Here is a 23720-nt window from a genome sequence, read left to right on the forward strand (position 1 = left end):
TCCGGGCTGCCGCCTGAAACGGCTTCATGGCGTCCGTTTTCAGGGGGCCAGATCACACACCCCCGCAGCCCCACCCCGTCCGACCTCCGACGGCCTGGCGCGAGTGCCAGCCACGGAAAAACAGAAAAGATCAAAAGCAGAGCGGGCGCTTCCGGCATCCAGGCCAAACGAAAACGCCGGGCAGAGCCCGGCGCTTCGCACCCCGTCTGGTGGAGAGCCCCCCTTTGTTAAGGGGGGCGCGCCCCTGGGAATCGCAGGAGCGATTCCCAACGTTGCTATGCAACGGCCCGAAGGGCGCATGCCATGGATGGCATGCGTAGCGGCGCGGGGGATAGGTGGAATGCGGGGGCAGTTCTGGCGAACCGCCTCGCGGTTCGTCAGAACTGCCCACCGAACGTGAATTGCAGGCGTTCGATCTTGTCATCGTCTTCCTTCTTCAGCGGGAAGGCGTAGCTGATCGAGATCGGGCCGACCGGGGCGCGCCACAGCAGGGCCACACCGGTGGATACGCGCAGCTCGTTGGCCTTGAAGTTGTCCACGCCGGTATACACGTTGCCGAAGTCGACGAAGGCCGACACGCGCGCCGACGGGCTGTCGAACAGGCGCGGGAAGTAGGCTTCCACCGAACCGACGGTCTTCAGCGAGCCACCCAGCGGCTGGCCTTCCGGATAACCAGTAGTGACTTCGCGCGGGCCGAGGGTGTTGTCCTCGAAGCCGCGTACCGAGTTGGTACCACCGGCGTAGAAGTTCTCGAAGAACGGCAGGCCGCTTGCGGTGACGGTGCGGGTGGTGCCATCCGGATTGGTCAGCGTACGGGTGTAGTCCTTGCCGTAGGCATCGCCGTAGCCGATTTCGGCGCGGGTGTTGATCACCAGCGACGGCATGATCGGCCAGTACTTGCTGATCTGGTAGTTCAGCTTGTAGTACTCGATGGTCGAACCCGGCAGCGTGGTTTCCAGGCCCACGCGCTGGTAGGTGCCGCGGGTCGGCATGAAGTAGTCGTTGCGCGAGTCGCGCGCCCAGCCCAGCTCGGTGCGCCAGGCATGGAAGGTGCGCTTACCGACGGCGTTGATGTAGTCGATGATCGACTGCGGGGTGGAGCCCTGGTAGGTGGTGATCTGGTTGCTGTCGATGCCGAACATCAGCGAGACGGTGTCGGTCTCGGTCAGCGGCACGCCGAACACCACCTGCGCGGCACCGTTGGTGCTGTTGTACTGCGCGGTGTTGAAGTCCGAGTAATCCAGTTCGCGCCAGGACAGGTTGTAGCCCAGCGACACGCCGTCATCGGTGAAGTACGGGTTGGTGTAGCTGAAACCGTAGCGCTGCAGGTAGCTGCTGCGCGAGGCTTCGACCGACACGCGGTTGCCGCCACCGAGGAAGTTGTTCTGCGACAGCTGCACCGAGGTGGTCATGCCGTAGGACTGCGAGTAACCCAGGCCGAACACGAAGCTGCCCGAGGTGGTTTCCTTGACGTTGTAGACGACGTCGACCTGGTCGTTGCTGCCGCTGACGGCCGGGGTCTCCACTTCCACCGATTCGAAGTAGCCCAGGCGCTGCAGGCGGATCTTGGAGCGGTCGATCGCGGCCTGCGAGTACCAGCTGTTCTCGAACTGGCGCATTTCGCGACGCATCACTTCATCGGACGTGCGGGTGTTGCCGCGGAACAGGATGCGGCGCACCGACACGCGCGGGCCGGGCACGACCTGCATGTTGATGGCCACGGTCTGCTCGGCGCGGTTGGTGGTCGGGATCGGGTTCACCTTGGCGAACGCGTAGCCGATGTTGGACAGCGAATTGGTGATGGTGTCCGAGCTGAATTCCAGCAGGGCACGCGAGAACGTGTCGCCGGACTTCTGGATCACCATGCGCTCGACGTCCTCCTGCGGGAGGATGGTGTCGCCGCTGACCTTGATCTCGGAGATCTTGTACTGCGCGCCCTCGGTCACGCCCGCGGTCAGGAACATGTCGCGCTTGTCGGGGCTGATCGAGACCTGGGTGGAATCGATGCTGAAATCGACGTAGCCGCGATCCAGGTACCAGGAGTTGAGCTTTTCCAGGTCGCCGGACAGCTTTTCCTTGGAGTACTGGTCGTCACGGCGGTACCACGACGCCCAGTTGTGCTCCTTGGACTCCCAGGTCTCCAGGATGTCCTTGCTCTCGAACTTTTCGGTGCCCACCAGGTTGACGTGGCGGATCTTGGCGGCCTTGCCTTCCTTGATGGCGATGGCGATGTCCACGCGGTTGCGGTCCAGCGGGCTCACCGTCGGGGTGATGTCGACGTTGTACTTGCCACGGTCGTTGTACTGGCGGCGCAGTTCCTGGGTCACGCGGTCCAGGCTCAGGCGATCGAAGGTGCCGCCCTCGGTCAGGCCGATGTCGGACAGGCCCTTGAGCAGCTGGTCGGACTTGATGTCCTTGTTGCCGGTCACGGTCAGCTTGTTGATCGCCGGGCGTTCCTTGACGGTCACCACCAGGATCGTGCCCTGGCGGTCCAGCTGCACGTCTTCGAAGAAGCCGGTCTTGTACAGGGCGCGGATCGTCTCGCCGACCTTGTTGTCGGTGATCGTCTCGCCGCGTTCCACCGGCAGGTAGGTGAACACCGTGCCCGAGCTGATGCGCTGCAGGCCATCGACGCGGATGTCGCTGACAGTGAAGGGCTCGGCTGCCTGGGCCAGGGCGGGAGCGCCGGTGACGGCGGCGAGGGCGAGGGCCAGCAGGCGGCGATTGGGGAGTCGCGTCATGTCACGTCCGGTAGGAAGGTCGATTTCATTGGTGCGGGATGCCGACGCTGTAGACGGCAACAACGTGGAAAAGTTCATCGCGGGACCAAGCCGAGGATGTCGTTGTAGAACGCCAACCCCATCAGCCCGGCCAGCAACGCCAGGCCGATGTATTGGCCGGCGGCGATGGCACGCTCGCTCAGCGGGCTGCCCTTGACCAACTCGATAAGGTAATACAGCAGGTGGCCGCCGTCCAAGATCGGGATCGGCAGCAGGTTGATGATGCACAGGCTGAGCGACAGCAGGGCAAGGAACTGCAGGAACCAGTCGAGGCCGCGCTTGGCCGAGACATTGGCCACGCGGGCGATGGTGACCGGCCCGGAAACGTTCTGCAGCGAGGCCTTGCCGGTCACGATGCGACCCATCATGCCCAGCGAGTCGGCGGCCAGGCGGCCGGTCTCGCGCACCGCCACGGTCACCGCATCCAGCGGGCCATAGCGCAGCAGGGTGTCATAGGCGGGGCTGTAGCTGGTGGGGAAGCCGACGCCGATCTGCCAGACCGGATTGCCCTTGCCGTCCTTGCCCTGGCGCGGGGTGACTTCCAGCGCCAGGCGCTCGCCGCCACGCAGGACCTCGATCATTCCGGGCCCGCCGGCACGGCCCAGGGCCTGGATCTCGCCGATCACCTGGTCGACGCTGTCGATGCGCTGGCCATCGATGGCCACGATCAGGTCGCCTGGCTGCAGCTGCCCTGCCACCACGGAGTCCGCACTCAGCGATTCCACTTGCGCCGGCTGCAGCCACGACTGCCAGTGCAGGCCAGCCAGGATCGGCACCCGCCGCTCATCGAAACCCGCCGGCAGCTGCGACAGCGGCAGGGTGCGCGTGCGTACCTGGTCGGCCGTATCCAGCACTTCCAGCTTCACGTCGCGGCGGTCCATCGCGGCTGCGGTCAGCGCCATGCTGGCCTCGCCGAGGGTGACCACCTGGCGGTCGTCCACGCGCAGCACGCGGTCGCCGCTGGCCAGGCCGGCACTGGCGGCGATGCCGCTGACACGGCCGATGGTGGGCGAGTAATCCTGCTTGCCAATCACGAACATCGCCCACAGCAGCAGGATGCACAGCAGCAGATTGGCGATCGGGCCGGCGGCAACGATCGCGATGCGCTGCCAGACGGTCTTGTGGTTGAAGGCCTGGCCGCGCTCGTGCGGGTGGACTTCGACCTCGCGTTCGTCGAGGAACTTCACGTAACCGCCCAGCGGGATGGCGGCGATGGCGAACTCGGTGCCGTGCCTGTCGCGGCGCGACCACAGCGGCCGGCCGAAGCCGACCGAGAAACGCAGGATCTTGACCCCGCACAGGCGCCCGACCCAGTAATGCCCGAACTCGTGGAAGGTGACCAGCAGCCCGAGGCTGACGATCATCCACCAGACCGATCCGATGAAGTCAGTCATGCAGGCTCACAGTGGTGGGCAAGGGCGGCGGCGTCATGCTGGGCGAGGCGGTCGTTCAGGCGGCGTCGATGGCGTTCAGGGTGAGCTGGCGTGCCCGGTGGTCGGCGGACAACAGGATCTCCAGTGTATCGGCTGGCTGGGTCGGCAGTGTTGAAAGAGCGTTAGCAACCAGCGCCGGGATCGTCAGGAAACCGATCCGGCCCTGAAGAAACGCTGAAACCGCCTCTTCATTGGCGGCGTTCAGCACCGCCGGTGCGGTGCCGCCGGCCTGCATCGCCTGCCAGGCCAGCGCCAGGCAGGGGAAGGCGTCAGTATCCGGGGCCTCGAAATCCAGGCGGCCCTGGGCCAGCAGGTCCAGCCCGGCCACGCCCGATTCGATGCGCTGCGGCCAGCCCAGGCCGACGGCGAGAGTGGTGCGCATGTCCGGCAGGCCCATCTGGGCCAGGGTCGAGCCATCGACGAACTCGACCAGCGAATGGACCAGGCTCTGCGGGTGCACCAGCACCTCGATGCGCTCGCCGGGCACGCCGAACAGGTGGTGGGCCTCGATGACTTCCAGGCCCTTGTTCATCAATGTCGCCGAATCGACCGAGATCTTTGGCCCCATCGACCACTTGGGGTGGGCAACGGCCTGGGCCGGGGTGACCTGGGCCAGTTCGGCGCGGCTGCGGCCACGGAACGGGCCGCCGGAGGCGGTCAGCAGGATCCGGCGCACGCCGGCGCCGTCGACACTGGCATCGCGCGAGCGCAGGCACTGGAAGATCGCGCTGTGCTCGCTGTCGATCGGGATGATTTCGGCACCGGCACGTTCGGCCGTCCGGGTCAGCAGTTCGCCGGCCAGCACCAGCGATTCCTTGTTGGCCAGCAGGATGCGCTTGCCGGCGGCCGCGGCAGCCAGGGTCGAGGACAGGCCGGCCGCGCCGACGATGGCCGCGACCACGGTATCGCAGGCATCGCTGGCGGCCAGCTGGTCCAGCGCGGCCTGGCCGGCATGGGCCTCGGTGGCAAGGCCGGCCTCGCGCAGACCGTCACGCAGCTCGGCGAACAGCGATGCGTCGGCGATCACCGCGTGCGCGGGTCTGTGCTGGCGGCACAGCGCCAGCAGCGCCTGCACCTGGCGGCCGGCAGCGAGCACCGTGGCCTGGTAGCGGTGCGGGTGGCGGGCGATCACGTCCAGCGTGGAGGCGCCGATCGAGCCGGTAGCGCCGAACACGGCGACCCGGCGCAGGTCTGCAGCAGCATTCATGGTCAGAACCCGAAGATTTCCTTGCCCAGCGCGAACACCGGCACGGCGGCGAGGACGCCGTCGACCCGGTCGAGCACGCCACCGTGGCCCGGGATCAGGTGGCCTGAGTCCTTGGCGCCGGCATGGCGCTTGATCAGGCTCTCGAACAGGTCGCCCAGGACCGAGGCGAACACCGCCACCACCGCGGTGATCAACAGGCCGGGCAGGTGTGCGGCATCGATGCCAGCCAGCCAGCCCAGGCCGAGGGCCACGGCGACACCGGCCAGCAGGCCGCCGAACAGGCCTTCCCAGGTCTTGTTGGGGCTGATCCGCGGCGCCAGCTTGTGCTTGCCGAAATGGCGGCCAGCGAAATAGGCGCCCGAGTCGGCCGCCCACACCAGCGCCAGCGCAGCCAGCAGCCACAGGTGGCCCTGCTGGCCCGGCGGATCGCCGCCGGCATGGATCAGCACCAGCGCGGCCCAGGCCGGGACGATGGCCAGGGTACCGGCCAGCATCTTCAGGATCCGCGAGGGTGCCGACGGCTGTGCACCGAAGTTGAAGAAGCGCAACCAGAGCAGCGCGGCCAGCCACCAGGCAACGCCGGCCAGCGTGGTTATCTGGAACAGGACCAGGGTGCTGCCATCGGCCCAGACCAGCAGCACCATCAGCAGCAGGTTCAGCACCAGCAGCACGGTGCGCGCCAGGGTGTCTTCGATACCGGCCAGCTTCAGCCATTCCCACAGGCCGATCAGCAGCACGGCGGCGGCGGCGGCGGCCAGCCATTGCGTGGGCAGCAGCAGGATCGCCGCAATGGCTAGCGGCGCCATGATCAGCGCGGCAAGGACTCGGGTCTTGGTCATGGGCTGGAAGTCTCGGTGGCCAGTGCGGCAATCTGGGCGCTGGTCAGGCCGAAACGACGCTCGCGACCGGCATAGGCGTCGAGCGCCTGCTGCAGCTGCCCGGCGTCGAAGTCCGGCCACAGGGCCTCGGTGAACCACAGTTCGGTATAGGCGAGTTGCCACAGCAGGAAGTTGCTGATGCGGGTGTCGCCGCCGGTGCGGATGAACAGGTCCGGCGGCGGCAGGTCGGCCAGGGCCACCTGGCTGCCCAGCAGCGCTTCGTCGATCTGCTCGGGCAGCAGGCGACCGGCCGCCACTTCGACGGCCAGGGCGCGCGCGGCGCGGGCGATGTCCTGGCGGCCACCGTAGCTGGCAGCGATCGACAGGGTCAGGGTGGTGTTGTCGGCGGTGCGCTGCTCGGCCAGCTGCATGCGGCTGACCAGCCCGGCGCCGAAGCGCTCGCGTTCGCCGATGAAGCGCACGCGCACGCCACGCCGGTGCAGCTCGTCCACTTCGCGGTCGAGTGCACCGAGGAACAGCTTCATCAGCGCGTCCACTTCCTCCTGCGGCCGGCCCCAGTTCTCGCTGGAGAAGGCGAACAGGGTCAGCGCCGGAATGCCCAGTTCAAGGCAGCGCTCGATGGTGCGGTTGACCGCGCGCGCGCCGGCACGGTGGCCGATCACGCGGGGGCGACGGCGCTGCTGTGCCCAACGCCCGTTGCCATCCATGATGATGGCAATGTGGCGGGGCAGGGAGGCAGGCAACGGAGGCGGGACTGAAGGCATCGACTTCAGACCGACAGCAGTTCTTTTTCCTTGTCGGCAACGACCTTGTCGACGTCCTTGATGTTGGCGTCGGTCAGCTTCTGGATGTCGTCTTCGCCGCGCTTCTTCTCGTCTTCGCTGATCGCTTTGTCCTTGACCAGCTTGGCGATTTCCTTGTTCGCGTCCTGACGGATGTTGCGGATCGCGATCTTGGCGCCTTCCCCTTCCTTCTGCACCTGCTTGACCAGCTCCTTGCGGCGCTCTTCGGTCGGCGGCGGCATGTTGATGCGGATCGCGGTGCCCAGCGTGTTCGGAGTGAACTCGGCGTTGTAGAGACCCTTTTCGATCTCCTTGATCATGCCTTTGTCGAACGGGGTGACCAGCAGCGAGTGGGCGTCGGCGTTGGAGATCGACGCGACCTGGTTCAGCGGGGTGCTGGCGTTGCCATAGGCGCTGACCGTCACGCGGTCCAGCAGGGCCGGGGTGGCACGGCCGGTCCGGATGGAGGTGAGGGTGTGCTTCAGAGCGTCAATGCTCTTGGCCATGCGCGTCTGCGCGTTGTTCTTGATGTCGTTGAGCATCGCCCGGTCCTGGATGTATCTGGAATCGGGCGATTATAGGCGAATACGGGACGCTGCCGGGCCTGAATCGGCCCGGTCGTCGCTTTGCGCTCAGGCTCAGGCCGGGTCGCGGCCCTGGACCAGGGTGCCGATGTTCGCGCCGTTGAGGATCTTCAGCAGTTCGCCCGGCTGGCCCATGTCGAACACGCGCATCGGCAGGTCGCTGTCGCGGGCCAGAGCGAAGGCCGCTGTGTCCATCACTTCCAGGCCGCGGCGGATCACTTCGTCGTAGCTCAGGCTGTCGAAGCGGACCGCATCGCTGTGCTTGTTCGGGTCCTTGTCGTACACGCCATCGACCTTGGTGGCCTTCAGCAGCAGGTCGGCGCCGATCTCGATCGCGCGCAGTGCGGCGCCGGAGTCGGTGGTGAAGAACGGGCTGCCGACGCCGGCAGCGAAGATCACCAGGCGGCCCTTTTCCAGGTGGCGGATGGCGCGGCGGCGGATGTAGTCCTCGCACACGTCGTTGATCTTGATCGCGCTCATCACCCGGGCCTTGGCACCCAGCTTCTCGAGGGCGTCCTGCATGGCCAGGGCGTTGATGACGGTGGCCAGCATGCCCATCTGGTCGCCGGTTACGCGGTCCATGCCGCCGGCGGCCAGGCCGGCGCCGCGGAAGATGTTGCCACCTCCGATCACCAGCGCCACTTCGGCACCGGCCTGCTGGGCTTCGATGACCTCACGGGCGAGGCGATTGATGATCTTGGGGTCGATGCCGTAGTCCTCGTCTCCCATCAGCGCCTCCCCGGACAGTTTCAGAAGGATGCGGCGATAGGCGAGCTTGGACATGTGGACCTCGGGTGCGTGGAAATCGCGGGCGATTCTACGCGCATGCGGCGTTGTGCCAAAGTGTTTTGTGCACTGCGGCGCAGAATCCGATGGTTCGCCCCGGTCGGCCGGGGCGTCCCGTTCAGCCCAGTTCGGCGCTGGCCGTGGCTGACAGCTCGTCATGGCCCAGCGCCCCCGGCGAGCGGGCGATCACCCGGTTGCGGCCCAGGTTCTTGGAGCGGTACAGCACGTCGTCGGCCGCGCGCAGCAGGTCCTGGACGTCGGCGAAGCGCTCGTAGCCGCCCTGGGTGGCCACGCCGGCGGAGAAGGTGACGAACAGCGGCCCGCCCTCCAGCTCGGCCATCGGCGTGGCGACGATGTTGGCCAGCACCCGGCGGATCACGTCCAGGGCCACGCTTTCGCTGGTGTTGGGCAGCAGCGCGACGAACTCCTCGCCGCCGAAGCGGGCCACGGTGTCGCTGTTGCGCAGCTGGCCCTGCAGCTTGCCGGCGAACGCGCGCAGCACCTCGTCACCGGTCAGGTGGCCGTGGGCGTCGTTGATCTTCTTGAAGTCGTCCAGGTCGATGAAGGCCACCGACAGTGGCCAGCCCTGGCGGCCGGCACGCAGGAATTCCTGCTCCAGCACCGCTTCCAGCTGGCGGCGGTTGAGCACGCCGGTCAACGCATCACGATGGGCCTGGTCGGCCAGGCGCTTGGCGCGCGCCTCGAATTCGTCGGCACGGCGGCGTGCCTGGTCGGCATCCTGCAGTTCGCGCAGGTTGCGCAGCGTGGCCAGTTCCTGCGCGTGATCGATCAGCTCGCGCACCCGCGCCGGCGAATTGAGGCCGGCATCGAACAGGCTGGCGATGTCGGGCAGGGCCTCGCTGATGCGGGCCAGCACCTGGTCGAAGCGCGCGCTGTCCAGCTCCAGGCGGTCGTGCACCTGCTGCAGGGCGCGCTCGCGCGCGGCATCGGCGTCGTTATCCAGCCAGATGTCGGCCACTGCGCCGGACAGTTGCACGCAGGCCTGGAACGGCGACTCGGCGGCGTCCTCGTCCTCGCTGTGGCTGATGCTCTCCACCAGGTAACGTGGCAGGCCCCATTGCTCGGCCACCCAGGCGCCGACGTCGGCGTGGCTGCAGCCCAGCGCCTCGCGCTCGCGGGAAACCAGGTCGATGTTGTCGCGTGCCTCGCGCAGCAGTGGCAGGTAGCGCTCCGACTCGGCCTGGGCCAGGCACAGCACGCCCAGGTCCTGCAGCAGTCCGGCCAGCATCAGCTCCTCCAGCCGGCGCAGGCCGCGCGCCTGGCCCAGCTGGCTGGCGGCCAGGGCACTGAGGATGCTGCGCTTCCACGCGTACTGGCGCAGGTCATGATCGGCGCCACCGCCGGTCAGGCCCTGGGTGACGGTGAAGCCGAGGGCGAGGCTGATCGTGGCGTTCAGGCCCAGCATGGTCAGCGCCTGGCCGAGGTTCTCGATGCGGCGGCGGCTGGCATACAGCGGCGAATTGGCGATGCGCAGCATGCGAGCGCTCAGCGCCATGTCGATGGCGATGATGTCGGCGGCGGTGGCGATGTCCGCTTCCGGGTCCTGAGCCAGTTCGATGATGCGCAGGGCAATACCGGGTGGCGAAGGCAGGTTGCGGCAGAGCGCCAGGGCAGCTGTCAGCTCGGGAGGCATGTCGGGTCGTTCAATTCCATTGGGGCAAGAATACCTAGGAATGCATCACAGTCCGCGATTTTCGTTCCTGCTAAGTGACTGAGGATTCCCTGCGGCTGAGTATCGGCTTGATTCGAGCGCAACGCAAAGGTGCCGGTTGTGCGCACCAACGGTGCGCACCCACCGATGGGCCATGGGTTAATCCCTGGGCCCATGCATAAAAAAAGAGCCGCGGTTTCCCGCGGCTCCTTCTGGTCGTTTCACAGCCGAAGGGCTGGAATCAGACCTGCATCGCCTTGGCAACTTCGGCGGCGTAGTCTTCCACCACCTTTTCGATGCCTTCGCCGACGATCAGCAGCTTGAAGCCTGCCACGTCCGCGCCAGCGGCCTTGACCACCTGCTCGACGGTGGTGTCGCCCAGCACGTAGGTCTGGCCGTACAGGGTCACGTCGCTGACGATCTTGTTGATCTTGCCGCTGATGATCTTTTCCAGGATGTCGGCCGGCTTGGCCTTGTCCTTCTCGGTCATCTTGGCCAGCTCGATTTCCTTTTCCTTTTCGACGAACTCGGCCGGAACGTCCGCAGCCTTGTTGTGCGGCGGCTTCAGCGCGGCCACGTGCATCGCCAGGCCACGGGCCAGCTCGACGTCGCCGCCGATCAGGTCGACCAGCACGCCAACCTTGCCGTTGGTGTGGACGTAGGCACCGATGTTGCCGGTGGTGTCGACCTTGACCATGCGGCGGATCTGGATGTTCTCACCCAGGGTCTGCACGGCGGTGGCGCGGGCTTCTTCAACGGTGCGGCCGTCGGCCAGCGTGGCGGCCTTCACGGCTTCGACGTCGGTGGCGCCCGATGCCAGGGCAGCGGCAGCGACGGCGTTGACGAAGGACTTGAAGTTGTCATCGTTGGCGACGAAGTCGGTTTCCGAGTTGACTTCGACCAGCACGGCCTTGCCGCCGTCCTGGGCCAGGCCCAGACGGCCTTCGGCGGCCACGCGGTCAGCCTTCTTGTCGGCCTTGGCAGCGCCGGACTTGCGCATGGCTTCAGCAGCGGCGTTGATGTCGCCGTTGGCTTCGGTAAGCGCCTTCTTGCATTCCATCATGCCGGCGCCGGTGCGCTCGCGCAGTTCCTTGACCAGGGAAGCAGTGATTTCCACGGGATTACCTCACGAAAGAAAGGGGTTGGGCCGGCATGGTGGCCGGCCCGTGTGACACGGTCCTGTCACGCGCCGGGGGCTGCGTGCAGGGAGGGTGGACGCCGGGCGTCCACCCGGGGCCTGGATCAGGCCTGGGCGTCGTCGCCCTTCTTGGCAGCCTTCTTGGCCGGAGCGCGGCGGGCCGGCTTCTCTTCGCCTTCAGCAGCGGCTTCAGCGAACTCTTCCTCGCGCACCGAAGCGGCGTGCGGGGCAGCGGCCTTGCCTTCCAGCACGGCGTCGGCAGCGGCGCGGGCGTACAGCTGCACAGCGCGGATGGCGTCGTCGTTGCCCGGGATGGCGTAGTCCACCAGTTCCGGGTTGTAGTTGGTGTCGACCACGGCGATGACCGGAATGCCCAGCTTCTTGGCTTCCTTGATCGCGATGTCTTCGTGGCCGATGTCGATCACGAAGATGGCGTCCGGCAGACGGTTCATGTCCTTGATGCCGCCCAGCGAGGCTTCCAGCTTGTCGCGCTCGCGACGCAGGCCCAGCACTTCGTGCTTGACCAGCTTCTCGAAGGTGCCGTCGGTTTCACCGGCTTCCAGTTCCTTCAGGCGGGCAACCGACTGCTTGACGGTACGGAAGTTGGTCAGGGTGCCGCCCAGCCAACGCTGGTTCATGAACGGCATGCCGCAACGCTCGGCTTCTTCCTTGATGGTTTCGCGGGCGCTGCGCTTGGTGCCCAGGAACAGGACGGTGCCGCGCTTCTGGGCAACCGACGAGATGAAGTTCATCGCATCGTTGAACAGCGGGACGGTCTTTTCCAGGTTGATGATGTGGATCTTGCCGCGGGCGCCGAAGATGTACGGAGCCATCTTCGGGTTCCAGTAGCGGGTCTGGTGGCCGAAGTGGACGCCGGCTTCCAGCATCTGACGCATGGTGACCTGGGGCATTGCAATACTCCTGATATGGAACCAGCGATTCCGCCCGCGGGATAGGTATGCGGGACGCGTGGAAGCGCGATCGGTTCCGGGGTTGGGCTTCCCTGTTGCCTCCGTGGCCGAACTCCTCGCGGAGCACCCCGGCACGGATGGGGGCAGCAGGTGTGGATTCACCGGTGACGTCCGGTGTGGACGGGCTCCCGCGCACGCAGGCGGCAGGAATCCGGTCGATTATAGCCCGCTGGGGGCGTCCGCTGCAATTGCAGGGTCAGATGCGGCCAGATCGACCTCGCGGCCGTCCTGCAGACGGGCCCGGAAGTGGCCGCCCACATAGCCATCGGGGCGGGCAGGCAGGGGCCAGCGGCGTTCATGGCCTGCGAGGATATAGCCGGCCAGCCCGGCCACCAGCAGCGACGATTGGCCGTCGGCCGCTATGAATCGCAGATCGTGCAGGCGGCCATGCAGCGTACTGGAATTGCTGAGTCGCAGCACGGCCTGAGGCCCAAGTGCCTCGACGCGGGCCTGCAGCCGGGCATGCAGCGCTGGCGCCGCTGGGCTGCGGAACAACGGCAGCGAGTAGCGGGGCAATCCCGGCAAGGCCGGCGCCAGTACGATCCGATAGGCCTGTTCACCCACCGATGCTGGCGGACCGGCTGGCAGCAGCCAGACGCGCTGGGTGCTGCCAGGGGCCAGGTCCAGCCGCGCAGGGCTGACCCGGATCCGGTCGCTGGGCTGCAGTCGTTCGGCGTCCAGTTGCTGCTCCCAGGCCAGCACCTGCCCCTGCCAGCGGCCGGGCCCCGGATTGCGCAGCCACAGTTCCGCGCGGCCGCCTTCGGCGGGTAGCTGCAGGGTGGTCGGCAACAGCTCCAGCGCCGCCGAGGGCTGCGCCAGCAGCAGTCCAAGCAGGATCAGCAGCGCGCGCATCAGTAGATGAGGGTCACGGAAGGCATTGCGCTGTCGTCTGTCGCCGGTGGTGCGAGGTCGTGGACCTGGGGCGGCACCTTGGGGGCGTCACTGCGCTGGTGTGGCGCCGCGCAACGGGGAGCGCCGGCATCGTCGCTGCAGGATTCGACCACGGTCAGCCGGATCTGCAGCGTGCTGCTGCGCGGTTCGGCGCGGGCCGGCGTGCTGGCGACCAGCATCGCCCCGATCAGAAATGCGCGAACCACCTGCCACCCACCGTGCTGAAAGACTCGCTGCGCGGTATCGGCCGGATGCGCCGCAACTGTAGCGCCGAGCCCGCGCTCGGCACGGCCTTCGTCCGGTAGGTGCCGACCGTTGGTCGGCACTCAGGTCAGTAGGTGATCGTCACCGTCACCAGGTCGTTGTAGGTGCCGGCCGGGGGCTGGCCGGTGACCGGCGGTACCCGGCCGTAGATGGTCAGCTGCTGTGCGCTTCCGGTGCCGGTGCTGCTGGCCGTGTCGACCGTCAGGGTGTTGCCCCAGCGCTGGCTTCGTGCCGGATCCCGGTACAGCTCGTAGGGCAGGTAGTAGGTGCTGTTGCCGATGGTGGTGGCCATGCGCCGGGTGGTGGTGGCGGCGGGATTGTTCCGGCCGTTGTTCAGGCCGACCTGGAAGGCGGTGTTCTTCAGGCAGGTCAGGGTGAGGGTGGCGGTCTGGTCGATGTTGGCCGGGATGCCGCCGGTGACGTTGCCGAAATTCATGTTGGTGGTGACGTAGCTGCCGCATTGCGGCAGCACGTTGGCGGTAGCGGTGAAACTGAAGGCCGCGCTCGCGCTGTTGGTACCGGTGGCGCCGCCGTTGCATGTGGCGGGGACGGTGGCGCTACCGGCCAGCACCTCGTTCCAGGCCCAGGTCAGCACCACGCTGGCACCGCTGAAAGTGCTGCTGTACGCGCCGGAGGCCAGGACCTGGTTGGCCGGAATCTGACCGAACAGCTGCACAGTCTGCGCACCACTACCGCCGGTCAGCAGCGGTACGTTGTAGCTCATGGTCAGCTCCTGCGCTGGCGGCGTGCCGCGCGGGACCAGACCAGTGACCTGGCCGAAGCTGGCGTTGTTGTACAGCTGGAAATTCATCGTGTCGCTGGTAGAGGTGGCCATCGTGCGGAACGTGGAACTGCTGCCGCCGCCACTGCCTGCGCCGATGCCCACGCAGACGCGCACGCCGGTGGTGGCCAGCAGGCTCAGCGCGGCGGTGGTGCAGGTCACCGTGATGTTGAGGTTGGCCGTGCTCGGGCCGGGTGCATTGCTGTTGATGTTGCCGAACGGCAGGGTCGGATCGGCGACCGCCGTGCAGACCGCGGTGGCGCCGGCCGGCGCCGCTGCCAGCAGGCCGGCCCACAGCAGCAGGAAGAGCAGCAGCACCCTCATGGCGCCACCTCCGGAATGCACTGCTGCGGTGCCGGCTTCGGGCGGGCACCGGACGCCACCACCTTGGGCAGGTCCGGTACCTTCACCCGGCACGGGCCATGGCTGGTGGTGACGTACAGCACGCTGCCGGCGGCGACATCTTCCAGGTAGAGCAGGCCGTCGTAGCCGACCGTGGCCTGGCGACCGTCAGGCAGCTGCACCTCGCTGCCCACCTCCAGAGGCTGGCCGTCCATCGCCAGCAGGGTCAGGCTCAGTGACGACCGCGAACGCAGCTGGAAGGTCACGCGGGTGCCGGCGCGCTGGCGCGGCGTGACCCAGTCCTCGATGCGGTCGGCACGCATGTCTTCGGGCAGATCCAGCGTGTCGATCGAGACCCGGTTGCGCTGCCAGGACAGCAACGGACTGACCAGCAGCAGGCCGCGATCGTCGGTGACACCGATCAGGCGGTTCTCCAGCCGCACCGGGACGCCGCCGACGCCATTGGTGCTGATCACCGCGAACGCATCGGATACCTCGCGCGTGGCGAAGGCGTGCCCGCCCATCCATACCAGGCTGCCGCTGGCACTGGCGTAGGCATAGTTGAGCCCGCCCTGGCGCGAGGCGCCGAATGAATAGCGGCCGACATCGTTGAGGATGCCAACTTCGGCCAGGCCGCCGTTACCGTCCTCGCCGTGGCGCAACTGTGCGCGCCAGCCGACGCCGCCGGCACTGCCATCGCCGGGCACCGGCTGGGTCACGTCCGCCACCCAGCTCCGGCTGTCGCCGTTGCGCTGGCTGGAGAGGCTGGCCTGGCGATTGTTGCCCAGGCTGGCAGTCATCGACAGGTAGATGCTGCGGTCATCGCTGCGGTCCAGGTTCTGGTTCACCGACAGGTAGGCCGACCAGCGTTGGCTCCAGGTGCGCGACCAGAACAGGCTGGCATAGCGGTTGTCGTCGCCGTCGGGGTAGCGCAGGCGCAGATAGCTGGCGCTGAGCGTGCCCAGCCGCAGCAGGTCCAGGCCGACCGTGGCCTGCTCGCTGATGCTTGGTGGCAGGTTGCCCTGCAGCGCGCCCAGGTCGCGGTAGTCGCCGTGGCTGCGCACGCTGCGCAGATTGACGTTGAAGCGACGGTTGTTCCAGCTGTAGCCCAGCGCCCATTGCCCACCCTGCAGGCCGTGGTAGTCACTGTGCGCATAGGCGGCATTGAACACGCCGGCGGCGCCGAGCAGCCACCAGCCGCCAATGCCGCCCTGCGCCAGGCCGCCGCCGCCTTCGGCATGCGCCTCGCCGGTGAACGCGTCGGTGACACCGCCGCGCCAGCTGGCGCTGGCCACCGTGCGATCGTCATAGGCGAAGGAGCGCTCGCCGAAATCCCGGCGCAAGTGGCCGACGCCGACCGACCAGTCCGACAGGCCCTTGGCCAGCAGCTGCTGGGTGCCGTAGAAGCTGAAGTCCAGCGTCTGCATGCGTCCGAATGCGTCGGTCACCACCACCTGCGCGTTGCCGGTGCCGCTGATGCCGGGCTGTGCTGCGAGCTGGAAGGGACCGACCGGCACCTGCCCGCTGTACTGGCGCAGGCCATCGACATACAGCTCGACCGTGGAGGGCACCACGGCCTGGCCGAGGAAGCTCGGCGTGGGCGTCAGCACGCGGTAGGGCTGCAGGCCATAGTTGCGGCCGATCTGCAGGCCACCCAGGCGCACGGGGCGGGTCCAGTCGACGAACCCACTGTAGAAATCGCCGACCTCCAGGGTCGTTGCGCTATCGGGGAAATCCAGGCTCCAGCGTGTGTCCAGGCGCACGCTGGAGCCGCGCCAATGGCGATCGCCGGGTTGCTGGTAGCGGCGGCTGATGGCGGTGTTCTCGAAAGTGCCATTGCCGATACCGAACACGCGCAGCTCCGAGCTCAGGCTGAGGGTGCCGAGCGTGTCCACCCGGCTGCCGTAGACGTCGTAGTTGAGCAGCACGCCGGGCGAGGCGCTGCCGGTGGGGGCGCGCGTCTGCGGGCGGCTGAGCACGGTGGTGGGCAGTGTCAGCTGGTCCAGTGGCACGTCCAGCGCCAAGGTCTGCATGTGGGCGTCGTAGCGCACCACCGCACCGCTGATCTGGTCCAGGTAGACCGGTGTATCGCCGCTGGCGTTGAAGCCGAGCTGGCGCAGCACTTCGGGGCTGGCCTGCAGCCGGCCACGGTTCTCGGTGAACGGCAGCAGGCCGCGCGGCGTGCTGTTGAGCGACACATCCAGGTACAGCGTCTGGCTGGCGGTCAGTGGGGTGGGGGCGGGCAGGATCGCATCGGCCGACACGCCGGATACATCAGCAGCCGTGGCCACGCCGGACACATCTGCAGCCTCGGTCGCCGCGGGAGCCAGGGCAGCCAACAGCGCGCCCATCAACGCCTCAGCGAGCCGGTGGGGGCGACAGTGGCGTCTGTTCCGACTCGCCATTGAGCTTGGCCGTGATCTGGTCGTTGTCGCGGTCGATCGCCGTGCGTTCGATCGGCCAGCGCATCACCTGGCCGGGCAGTACGTAGCCCAGCAGCCCGGGATGGACGATGCGCGGGCGCGTGGCGCTGCCCAGCGCGAGATCGGCGATCTGAGCGTAACTGTTGCCCGAATTGGCTACTTCGACGCCGTTGCGGCCGTCCGCCAGCTTTACCAGCCGGGCCTGCAGCTGCGGCGCCAGCGTGCCGGCCGAGGGCTGCACGAACACCGGGATCGAATAGCGCAGGACGAACTGCATGCCACCCGCGCGGGTGGCCAGGTCGGGCACCTCGTCAACGATCAGGCGGTAATGTTGCTGTGCCGCTGGCGGTTCCTTGTCCGCACGCATGACCCGCACCAGCTGCTGCTGTCCGGCGGCCAGTTCCTGCATCGGTGGAGTGGCCATCAACGCATCGGTGGGCAGCAGCTGTTCCTGGCCGTCCTGCTGCACCCAGCGGAACACGCGTACCTGCAGCTTCACCGGTGAGGTGCCGCTGTTGGTCAGCCACAATTCGCCGGCACGCTGGCGGGCTTCCAGCTGCAGGCTGGTCGGGGCCACCTGCAGGCTGGTAGCGCCGGCGGCCGCGATGGCGAGCAGGTACAGGGCGAGCAGCGCCACGCCGGTGGCGCGCCACGGGCGGGATCCGGCCATGCGGGCGTGCTCCATCAATAGGTGATCGTGGCGGTAACCGTATCCAGGTAGCTACCGGCGGCCGGGTTGTTGGTGCTCAGGTTCAGGATCTGGCCGTAGACGATGTAAGGCACGGCCAGGCCGGTGCCGATGCCGGCCTGGGTGTTGGTGCCGGTTGTGGCGCCCCAGACCAGGGTATGTGCGGCATCCTGGTAGAGCTGGTAGCCGACGTAGTTGTTGGCGGTCACCGCCGCATTGGTGTTCTTCATCCGCCGAGTGGTGACGTCATTGGCGGTGCTGGCATTGGCGCCCGCATTCAGCGAGATCGTGTACGGGGTCAGTGCCGAGCACTGGGCGGTTACCGTGCCCTGGCCCAGGGTGGGCGTGGTGGTGGTTGATGCCGCGGTGCCGAAGTCCACGTTGGTCGCGGCCGCCGCCGTGATGGTGCAGGCCTTGGTGACCACCAGGGTGACATTGAAGGTGGTGGTGTCGGCGGCCATTGCCGGGCTGGACAGCAGGAACCCGGCCACGGCCCATGCCAGCGGGGATCGAACTGGGGATCGCATGAACAACCTCCCTGACCCGAAGGTCCGTTGAACAAGGCGAAGACGGCACGTTCGGTGCCGCTTGGACGACGGTGGGTCCAGCTTAGGAGGCGTAAGTGTCTGTAATCCGTGATAATTAGGCAGACGAAAGAGCGGAGGCCATCACGCTTTCACTTTCCTTGCCGGAACCGTGCATGACCCGGATCGGCAGTTGGGTGGCGTTCGTTCAGATTGCGGCCGGATCGGCGATAATGGGTGCCATGAGCGTGAATCTGAAAACCCCGCAGGAAATCGAGATGATGCGCATCGCCGGCCGCCTGGCCAGCGAAGTGCTCGACATCGTCACCCCCCACGTCAAGCCCGGTGTCACCACCGAGGAACTGGACCGCATCTGCCACGACCACATCGTGAACGTGCAGGGCGCGATTCCGGCCAACGTCGGCTACCGCGGCTTCCCGAAGACCGTGTGCACCTCGGTCAACAATGTCATCTGCCACGGCATCCCCAGCGAAGGGAAGGTGCTCAAGGATGGCGACATCATCAATATCGACGTCACCGTCATCAAGGACGGCTGGCACGGCGACACCAGCCGCATGTACTTCGTCGGCACCCCGTCGGTGATGGCCCGCCGCCTGGTGGAAACCACGTACGAAGCCATGTGGCGCGGCATCCGCGCGGTGCGCCCGGGGGCCACCCTGGGCGACATCGGCCATGCCATCCAGAGCTATGCCGAAGGCGAGCGTTTCAGCGTGGTGCGCGAGTACTGCGGCCACGGCATCGGCAAGGTCTACCACGACGAGCCGCAGGTGGTGCATTACGGCCGCCCGGGCCAGGGCCTGGTGCTGCAGCCCGGCATGACCTTCACCATCGAACCGATGATCAACGAGGGCACCCGCTACAACAAGGTGCTGCCGGATGGCTGGACCGTGGTGACCAAGGACCGCAAGCTGTCGGCGCAGTGGGAGCACATGGTCGCGGTCACTGAGACCGGCGTCGACGTGCTGACGCTGTCGCCGGGCGAGTCGCAGGTCTCCTGACGATGCTGCCGGCGAGTTCGCTGCTGGACACGCCGGCCGCGTCGCTCAACGACCCGGACTGGGCTGCTGCCGCGCGCCAGGCGCTGCAGCAGGCCGACGCGCGCCTGTATCGCCGCTTCGACCAGGGCGACAACATCGAGCGCCTGCTGGCGCTGCGGGCGCGCGCGGCCGACCATCTGATCCGCCTGGCCTGGCAGCGTTGCCTGCCGGCCGACAGCGGCCTGTCGCTGTTCGCGGTCGGTGGCTATGGCCGGGGGGAACTGTTTCCGCGTTCGGACATCGACCTGCTGGTGTTCGGCGACCCGCCCGCACAACTGGCGCATGAAGCGGCATTGGCACGCCTGTTCGCGCTGCTGTGGGACTGCGGATTGGCGGTCAGCCATGCGGTGCGTTCTGCATTGCAGTGCCGCGAGGCGGCGGCTGACCAGACCGTGCTGACCGCGCTGATCGAGGCGCGTCCGATCCTGGCTGATGATGCAGCGCGCCGTGCGCTGCGCGAGGCCATCGACGACCGCGAGCTGTGGCCGGCGCGTGCCTTCTTCCTGGCCAAGCTGGAAGAGCTGCGCAACCGCCACCAGCGCTTCGGCGATACTGCCGACAACCTGGAGCCGGATATCAAGGATGGTCCCGGCGGCCTGCGCGATCTCAACACGCTGGGCTGGATGGCGCTGCGCGCCTTCGGCGTACGCGACCTGGAAGCGCTGGTCGGCCTGGGCCACCTGGGTGCCGACGAAGCGGCTGCGCTGAAGCGCGAGCGTGCGGTGCTGGCGCGGCTGCGCTTCGGCCTGCACCTGGTCGCGCGCCGCCCGGAAGAGCGCCTGCGTTTCGATTACCAGAAGACCCTGGCCGCGCGCCTGGGCTTCGAAGACGATGCCGAGAATCTCGGTGTCGAGAAAATGATGCAGGGCTTCTACCGCGCCGCGCTGGTGGTGCGCCGGATCAGCGACCGCCTGCTGCAGCGCTTCGAGGAACAGTTCGATGGCGAGGCCCAGCCGGAACCGCTGACCGTGGGCTTCTCCCTGCGCCGCGGCTACCTGGCCGCCAACGAGGCCGACTGGCCGCGCGGTGACATCGGCCAGGTGTTCGCCCTGTTTTCCAGCTGGGCCAACAATCCACAGGTGCGAGGCCTGCATTCGCTGACCGCGCGCGCGCTGGCCGAAGCGCTGCCGTTGTTGCCGGCCTACGACCAGGCCGATGCCGATGCACGCGAGCAGTTCCTGTCCCTGCTGCGCGGCCAGCGCCCGGTCGACACGCTTTCGCGCATGGCGCGGCTGGGCGTGCTTGGCCAGTGGATCCCCGCGTTTGCCCAGGTCAGCGGGCGCATGCAGTTCGACCTGTTCCATGTCTATACGGTCGACCAGCACACGCTGATGGTCCTGCGCAACATCGGCCAGTTCGCCAGCAGCCGTGCCGACGAGCGCTTCTCGATCGCGCACGAAGTGTGGCCACGCCTGCGCAAGCCGGAACTGCTGCTGCTGGCTGGCCTGTTCCATGACATCGCCAAGGGCCGCGGCGGCGACCACTCGGAACTGGGTGCGGTGGACGCGCGTGCGTTCTGCCAGGCGCATGCGCTCAGTGGCACCGATACCGAGCTGGTGGCATGGCTGGTCGAACAGCATCTGCGCATGTCGGTGACCGCGCAGAAGCAGGACATCGCCGATCCGGTGGTGATCCATCGCTTCGCCACCCTGGTCGGCAGCCGCGACCGCCTGGACTACCTGTACCTGCTGACCTGTGCCGACATCGCCGGCACCAGCCCGAAGCTGTGGAATGCCTGGAAGGACCGCCTGCTGGCCGACCTGTACTTCGCCACCCGGCGCGCGCTGCGCGAGGGGCTGGAGCATCCGGTACCGGCCGCCGAACGCGTGGCCGAGGCACGTGACAGCGTGCGCGCACTGGTGCGCGAGCAGGGTTACGACGATGCCACCATCGATCGCCAGTTCGCGGTGATGCCGGATGAGGGCTTCATTCGTCTGCGCCCCGAGCAGCTGGCCTGGCAAGCAGCCGCGCTGGTACCGGTGAAGCAGGGCCAGGCGCTGGTGAAGGTGCGCCGGATCAGTGTGGATGACCCGGCGCTGGAAGTATTCGTGCACTCGCCCGACCGCGACGGCCTGTTCGCCGCGATCGTGATGACCCTGGACCGCAAGGGCTATGGCATTCACCGCGCACGCGTGCTGGACGGTCCGGCCGATACCATCTTCGATACCTTCGAAGTGAACCCGGCCGACACGTTTGCCGATGGCAGCAGTGCCAACCTGGAGGCGGCGCTGCGCGAGGCACTCAGTGGTGACCTGGCGCGCCTGCGGCCGTCGCGCCGTGTGGTACCGCGGCAACTGCGGCACTTCCGCTTCGCTCCGCGCATCGAGTTCCGCGATGAACCGGGCGCAACCCGTTTTGCCCTGGTCGCTCCCGACCGTCCCGGCCTGCTGGCCGATGTGGCGTTCGTGCTGCGCAACCAGGGCCTGCGCGTGCATGATGCGCGCATTGCCACGTTCGGCGAGCGCGCCGAAGACACCTTCGTGATCAGTGACGAACACGACCTCCCCCTGACTGAACCTGCCCGGCAGCAGCTGCATGACGCAATGCTGGCCTGCCTGGACCCTGATCGAAACGCCGGAGACCCCGCCTGATGGCCACCAAGCCCGCCAAGAAGACCGCCGCGACCCCCAAGAGCGCAGCGGCCCGGAAACCTGCTGCAGCCGCACCGGCCGCAAAGAAGGCCACTGCGCCGAAGAAGGCCGCTGCGGTGAAGGCCCCGGCGAAGAAAATGGCTGCGGTCAAGCGTGCTGTGAAGAAGCCGGCCCCGGCCAAGAGCGCGGAAGCCGTCCGCGCCGAAACCATCGCCCGCAAGTCGCTGCGCAAGCCGTCGGCACCCGGCGTGGAAGAACTCAAGTTCGGCATCGAAAGCGCCTTCGAGCGCCGCGCCACGTTGACCCTGCATGAGCTGGAAGGCTCGACCAGGCCGCTGGTCAACCGCGTGATCGACGGTCTCGAGAGCGGTGAATTCCGCGTCGCCGAGCCGGACGGCCAGGGCGGCTGGAAGGTCAACGAGTGGCTGAAGAAGGCCGTGCTGCTGTATTTCCGCGTCAACGACATGGCGGTGGTCGATGCACGACCGGCACCGTTCTGGGACAAGGTCGAGTCGCGCTTCGCCGGCTATGACGAAGCGAAGTTCCGCCGTGGCGGCGTGCGCGTTGTGCCCGGTGCGATCGCCCGCCGCGGCACGTACTTCGGCAAGGACGTAGTGCTGATGCCGAGCTTCACCAACATCGGCGCCTACGTCGGCGAAGGCACCATGGTCGATACCTGGGCCACCGTCGGTTCCTGCGCGCAGATCGGCCAGCACTGCCACCTGTCCGGCGGCGCCGGCATCGGCGGCGTGCTGGAGCCGCTGCAGGCCAGCCCGACCATCATCGAGGACCACTGCTTCATCGGTGCGCGTTCGGAAGTGGTGGAGGGCGTGGTGGTGGGCCACCACAGTGTGATCGGCATGGGCGTGTTCCTCAGCCAGAGCACCCGCATCTACAACCGCGCCACCGGCGAGATCAGCTACGGCTACATCCCGCCGTACAGCGTGGTGGTGTCCGGCTCGCTGCCGAGCAAGGACGGCACCCACTCGCTGTACTGCGCGGTGATCGTCAAGCAGGTTGATGCCAAGACCCGCAGCAAGACCAGCGTCAACGACCTGCTGCGCGGCCTGGCCGACTGAAGGTGAGTGCGCCGGAGGAGCTGGCGCAGTCCGCGATCTACCGGCATCCGTCCGACAACGCGTTCGGACGGATGCTGCCGCGCCTGCTGCACGCTCCGCGCTGGACCCGGTTGCGCCGGGCACTGTCGCGGCGCTGGCCGATGCCGGTGCTGGTCAGCGACGTGCGCGACGTGGTCTACGCGAGCTGGTGGGTCGATGTGCGCCATGCCCCGCCAGCGCCACCAGGCCATCACTACGTGGTCCATGCCGGACGCACGCCTTACACCGTTCTCAGCTATCGCCATGGCCACTTCGGGCCGGCGCTGGCGGGACCGCTGCGCTGCCTGATGCCGTCGCCAGGGCAGAGCAACTGGCGCTGGTACCTGCGCCGTGACGATGATCCGGGCGGGACCCCGGTCGTGCTGTTCGATCGCAACGTGATGGACCAGCTGGCCTTCGTCGCCGGCGCGCGCGCTTTCAGCGATGCCATGCAGCCCCACCTGTCCACGCGCTTCGAGCATGTGGTGCGCGTCGATGGCGATGGGCACACCCTGATCGAAGGCGGGCAGGGGAGTGCGCCTGCGCTGCACCTGCAGTGGCGGGCCGCTGCGGGCTGGGAGGAAGGGGCGTGGCGGGGGGGCTTCGGGGGCCATCAGGCCCTGCTGCGCTTCCTGACCTGCCAGGATGAGGCCATTGCGCGCACCTGCGACCGGCGCTGGGCCAGCACCCGCATCGCACTGCAGGTGGATGTCGACAGCCTGCAGCCGCTGCAGCTGGAAGGCGAACTGCAGTGCCCGCGCCTGCAGGCGATGGACGTGGCGCTGCACGAGGGGCTGGCCTTCCGGCTGCCAAGGGTACCGTTCCGGGTCGTGTCCGAGCGCCTGTTGTGAGATTCTGGGCCTCTGTTT

General features: G+C 67.5%; 20 protein-coding genes. 4 read left to right on the forward strand and 16 right to left on the reverse strand.

The features are described from left to right. Positions 1–377: 377 nt before the first annotated feature. The 16 genes from bamA to PEM_RS04870 all read right to left on the reverse strand — a co-directional run bounded on the left by bamA (position 378) and on the right by PEM_RS04870 (position 18108). Entirely contained in the window at positions 378–2741 is a 2364-nt protein-coding gene (bamA, locus tag PEM_RS04795; protein ID WP_053497093.1) for an outer membrane protein assembly factor BamA, read from the reverse strand. Positions 2742–2815: 74 nt separating this feature from the next. Next, the gene (gene rseP, locus PEM_RS04800; RefSeq protein ID WP_111129606.1) at positions 2816–4174 is read right to left on the reverse strand and encodes an RIP metalloprotease RseP; all 1359 of its coding nucleotides are present in this window, start codon (positions 4172–4174) and stop codon (positions 2816–2818) included. Positions 4175–4229: 55 nt separating this feature from the next. Next, a complete protein-coding gene (locus tag PEM_RS04805; RefSeq protein WP_111129607.1) occupies positions 4230–5420 on the reverse strand; it encodes a 1-deoxy-D-xylulose-5-phosphate reductoisomerase in 1191 nt (396 codons plus the stop codon). 2 nt (positions 5421–5422) lie between these two features. Then, on the reverse strand, positions 5423–6259 hold the full coding sequence (locus PEM_RS04810; RefSeq protein ID WP_005415851.1) for a phosphatidate cytidylyltransferase: 837 nt from the start codon (positions 6257–6259) through the stop codon (positions 5423–5425). Further along, positions 6256–7023, reverse strand: a complete 768-nt coding sequence (uppS, locus tag PEM_RS04815) for a polyprenyl diphosphate synthase (protein ID WP_032954050.1) — start codon at positions 7021–7023, stop codon at positions 6256–6258. Before uppS ends, PEM_RS04810 begins: the two co-directional genes overlap by 4 nt. A gap of 5 nt (positions 7024–7028) precedes the next feature. Further along, positions 7029–7583: a ribosome recycling factor gene (gene frr, locus PEM_RS04820; protein ID WP_005415853.1), complete on the reverse strand. Its 555-nt coding sequence runs from the start codon at positions 7581–7583 to the stop codon at positions 7029–7031. Positions 7584–7679: 96 nt separating this feature from the next. Next, complete coding sequence (gene pyrH, locus PEM_RS04825) at positions 7680–8408, reverse strand: UMP kinase (RefSeq protein ID WP_005415854.1); 729 nt, start codon at positions 8406–8408, stop codon at positions 7680–7682. A 121-nt stretch (positions 8409–8529) separates the two neighbouring features. Beyond that, positions 8530–10065 (reverse strand): GGDEF domain-containing protein, encoded by a 1536-nt coding sequence (locus tag PEM_RS04830; protein WP_111129608.1) that lies wholly within the window; start codon positions 10063–10065, stop codon positions 8530–8532. 259 nt (positions 10066–10324) lie between these two features. Further along, positions 10325–11200, reverse strand: coding sequence for a translation elongation factor Ts (gene tsf, locus PEM_RS04835; RefSeq protein ID WP_005415856.1), 876 nt, complete (start codon positions 11198–11200; stop codon positions 10325–10327). 125 nt (positions 11201–11325) lie between these two features. Next, a complete protein-coding gene (gene rpsB, locus PEM_RS04840; RefSeq protein WP_005408748.1) occupies positions 11326–12132 on the reverse strand; it encodes a 30S ribosomal protein S2 in 807 nt (268 codons plus the stop codon). Positions 12133–12351: 219 nt separating this feature from the next. Beyond that, entirely contained in the window at positions 12352–13044 is a 693-nt protein-coding gene (locus PEM_RS04845; protein WP_111129609.1) for a molecular chaperone, read from the reverse strand. Further along, a complete protein-coding gene (locus PEM_RS04850) occupies positions 13044–13262 on the reverse strand; it encodes a hypothetical protein (protein ID WP_095378337.1) in 219 nt (72 codons plus the stop codon). Before PEM_RS04850 ends, PEM_RS04845 begins: the two co-directional genes overlap by 1 nt. Positions 13263–13414: 152 nt before the next feature. Beyond that, a complete protein-coding gene (locus tag PEM_RS04855) occupies positions 13415–14452 on the reverse strand; it encodes a spore coat U domain-containing protein (protein WP_005415859.1) in 1038 nt (345 codons plus the stop codon). Beyond that, a complete protein-coding gene (locus PEM_RS04860; RefSeq protein ID WP_111129610.1) occupies positions 14449–16821 on the reverse strand; it encodes a fimbria/pilus outer membrane usher protein in 2373 nt (790 codons plus the stop codon). The genes PEM_RS04855 and PEM_RS04860 overlap by 4 nt, the downstream gene beginning before the upstream one ends. A gap of 7 nt (positions 16822–16828) precedes the next feature. Beyond that, positions 16829–17578 carry a molecular chaperone gene (locus tag PEM_RS04865; RefSeq protein WP_053497108.1) on the reverse strand — a complete coding sequence of 250 codons (750 nt, stop codon included), beginning with the start codon at positions 17576–17578 and terminating at the stop codon, positions 16829–16831. Beyond that, on the reverse strand, positions 17578–18108 hold the full coding sequence (locus tag PEM_RS04870; RefSeq protein WP_032954051.1) for a spore coat U domain-containing protein: 531 nt from the start codon (positions 18106–18108) through the stop codon (positions 17578–17580). Before PEM_RS04870 ends, PEM_RS04865 begins: the two co-directional genes overlap by 1 nt. 230 nt (positions 18109–18338) lie before the next feature. On the opposite strand from PEM_RS04870, the gene map reads away from it, so the two are divergent. Genes map through PEM_RS04890 form a run of 4 tightly spaced genes read left to right on the forward strand, consistent with a single transcriptional unit; the run spans position 18339 to position 23702 of the window. Next, a complete protein-coding gene (map, locus tag PEM_RS04875; RefSeq protein WP_032955117.1) occupies positions 18339–19124 on the forward strand; it encodes a type I methionyl aminopeptidase in 786 nt (261 codons plus the stop codon). Between the two features lie 2 nt (positions 19125–19126). Next, positions 19127–21754 carry a [protein-PII] uridylyltransferase gene (locus tag PEM_RS04880; RefSeq protein ID WP_111129611.1) on the forward strand — a complete coding sequence of 876 codons (2628 nt, stop codon included), beginning with the start codon at positions 19127–19129 and terminating at the stop codon, positions 21752–21754. Then, on the forward strand, positions 21754–22833 hold the full coding sequence (gene dapD / locus PEM_RS04885) for a 2,3,4,5-tetrahydropyridine-2,6-dicarboxylate N-succinyltransferase (RefSeq protein WP_069137986.1): 1080 nt from the start codon (positions 21754–21756) through the stop codon (positions 22831–22833). The genes PEM_RS04880 and dapD overlap by 1 nt, the downstream gene beginning before the upstream one ends. Positions 22834–22835: 2 nt before the next feature. Further along, on the forward strand, positions 22836–23702 hold the full coding sequence (locus PEM_RS04890; protein WP_119706068.1) for a hypothetical protein: 867 nt from the start codon (positions 22836–22838) through the stop codon (positions 23700–23702). Positions 23703–23720: the final 18 nt, after the last annotated feature.

The sequence above is a fragment of the Stenotrophomonas sp. Pemsol genome, from assembly GCF_003586545.1.
GTDB lineage: Bacteria > Pseudomonadota > Gammaproteobacteria > Xanthomonadales > Xanthomonadaceae > Stenotrophomonas > Stenotrophomonas sepilia.

Coding starts and splice junctions, on each gene's coding strand:
- bamA (WP_053497093.1), bottom strand. CDS start 2,741: ATGACGCGACTCCCCAATCGCCGCCTGCTGGCCCTCGCCCTCGCCGCC.
- rseP (WP_111129606.1), bottom strand. CDS start 4,174: ATGACTGACTTCATCGGATCGGTCTGGTGGATGATCGTCAGCCTCGGG.
- PEM_RS04805 (WP_111129607.1), bottom strand. CDS start 5,420: ATGAATGCTGCTGCAGACCTGCGCCGGGTCGCCGTGTTCGGCGCTACC.
- PEM_RS04810 (WP_005415851.1), bottom strand. CDS start 6,259: ATGACCAAGACCCGAGTCCTTGCCGCGCTGATCATGGCGCCGCTAGCC.
- uppS (WP_032954050.1), bottom strand. CDS start 7,023: ATGCCTTCAGTCCCGCCTCCGTTGCCTGCCTCCCTGCCCCGCCACATT.
- frr (WP_005415853.1), bottom strand. CDS start 7,583: ATGCTCAACGACATCAAGAACAACGCGCAGACGCGCATGGCCAAGAGC.
- pyrH (WP_005415854.1), bottom strand. CDS start 8,408: ATGTCCAAGCTCGCCTATCGCCGCATCCTTCTGAAACTGTCCGGGGAG.
- PEM_RS04830 (WP_111129608.1), bottom strand. CDS start 10,065: ATGCCTCCCGAGCTGACAGCTGCCCTGGCGCTCTGCCGCAACCTGCCT.
- rpsB (WP_005408748.1), bottom strand. CDS start 12,132: ATGCCCCAGGTCACCATGCGTCAGATGCTGGAAGCCGGCGTCCACTTC.
- PEM_RS04845 (WP_111129609.1), bottom strand. CDS start 13,044: ATGCGCGCGCTGCTGATCCTGCTTGGACTGCTGCTGGCGCAGCCCTCG.
- PEM_RS04850 (WP_095378337.1), bottom strand. CDS start 13,262: ATGCTGGTCGCCAGCACGCCGGCCCGCGCCGAACCGCGCAGCAGCACG.
- PEM_RS04855 (WP_005415859.1), bottom strand. CDS start 14,452: ATGAGGGTGCTGCTGCTCTTCCTGCTGCTGTGGGCCGGCCTGCTGGCA.
- PEM_RS04860 (WP_111129610.1), bottom strand. CDS start 16,821: ATGGGCGCGCTGTTGGCTGCCCTGGCTCCCGCGGCGACCGAGGCTGCA.
- PEM_RS04865 (WP_053497108.1), bottom strand. CDS start 17,578: ATGGAGCACGCCCGCATGGCCGGATCCCGCCCGTGGCGCGCCACCGGC.
- PEM_RS04870 (WP_032954051.1), bottom strand. CDS start 18,108: ATGCGATCCCCAGTTCGATCCCCGCTGGCATGGGCCGTGGCCGGGTTC.
- map (WP_032955117.1), top strand. CDS start 18,339: ATGGGTGCCATGAGCGTGAATCTGAAAACCCCGCAGGAAATCGAGATG.
- PEM_RS04880 (WP_111129611.1), top strand. CDS start 19,127: ATGCTGCCGGCGAGTTCGCTGCTGGACACGCCGGCCGCGTCGCTCAAC.
- dapD (WP_069137986.1), top strand. CDS start 21,754: ATGGCCACCAAGCCCGCCAAGAAGACCGCCGCGACCCCCAAGAGCGCA.